This is a genomic window from Candidatus Kurthia intestinigallinarum (genome assembly GCF_003991225.1).
In the GTDB taxonomy this organism is placed as follows: Bacteria; Bacillota; Bacilli; order Bacillales_A; family Planococcaceae; genus Kurthia; species Kurthia populi.
The window spans coordinates 1-1,275 of sequence record NZ_JTFC01000244.1 but is presented as its reverse complement, the minus strand read 5'-3'; the positions used below and the strand labels follow the sequence as shown (position 1 = coordinate 1,275).

General features: G+C 33.3%; 2 protein-coding genes. One reads left to right on the top strand and one right to left on the bottom strand.

The features are described from left to right. Window positions 1–520: DJ-1/PfpI family protein (locus tag QI30_RS20205; RefSeq protein ID WP_148113937.1), on the top strand; the 520-nt coding region annotated here is incomplete at its 5' end. A 469-nt stretch (window positions 521–989) separates the two neighbouring features. On the opposite strand, the gene QI30_RS20200 is transcribed toward QI30_RS20205, so the two are convergent. After that, window positions 990–1,275: hypothetical protein (locus tag QI30_RS20200; protein ID WP_233600660.1), on the bottom strand; the 286-nt coding region annotated here is incomplete at its 5' end.

Sequence of the window (1,275 nt, the reverse complement as noted above, 5' to 3'; positions counted from 1 at the left end):
GGATGTACTTGGTTGGAATCAGCTTGAAGGGGATGGTTCAACGGTTGTTGTGACAGCTGGCTTACATAAAGAGTTAAAGGCTACTTGGAATTTCTGTGTGACACCGGAAAAATTATTGATGGATTTAAATTTAGATGAATTTGATGCACTTGCGATTCCAGGAGGTTTTGAAGAAGCAGACTTTTATGATGATGCCTTTAGTGAACAATTTGGTACAGTGATTCGTCATTTTAATGACCAACATAAGCCGATTGCTTCGATTTGTGTTGCAGCACTTGCTGTTGCTCATAGCGGTGTATTAAAAGAGCGACGCGCAACGACATACAATCACCCTACAAGTCAGCGTCTCGCACAACTTGCAACCTATGGTGTAGCTATTAGTAAAGATCGTATTGTAGTAGATGACAATATTATTACATCTGCTAACCCAAGTACTGCGATGGAAGTAGCTTTTACATTATTAGAAATGTTAACTTCATCAGATAATACGGAAAAAATAAAAGATTTGATGGGCTATTAAATAGCACTAATATAACAAGTAAATCAGTAATTAAAAGTGAAAAACCATTGAGTGTTAGTAATGATAGGACTCAATGGTTTTTTATTTACTTTACCTCTAAAAAAATACAATTTATTTTATAGAAGCTAATTATATTTTGTATGATTTTTCCATTAGAAAGATTAATTGCAGAAATATGCTTATTTTTAGATTCACTAATTATTTTTCTTTGAGTAGGAATACAAATGGTTAAGATTGACAATAGTAGATGATGCACTGATTTACGTCATTGAAGAGGGAAATTTCGGTTTCAGCGGTTTCGATGATATAACTTGATCCAGCTGCATCATGAGCGGAATGGAGCGTTTCAGCTTCAGCTGGAAAGAGATATAGTTTAACTAAGACAATGGTTAATTTATTTGTAGGCATAGAAATAGCATCTCGTTTGATTGATACATTTATCGTACCGAGTAGCCGATTTTGTCTACTCTTATTTATAGTTAACTTTATTTACTTGATTGGCCTTCAAAAGTTCAAATATATTTACAAAATCATCTAACATTTCCATCGTCAATTTAAAATCTGTTTCTTCATTTTTAACTTCTTCTCGATGAATCGAAGGAAGATCTGTTATTAATCGATTACGCGGACGTTCTGGTAATTTAAAATCTTTCTGATGAAAATAGAACTTATTCTCAATGCCATAAAGCTGCAGGATTTTTTCAATGTTGTTCAAAATATCTCCTTCACCATTTAACAGATTTTCGAAATCTTCT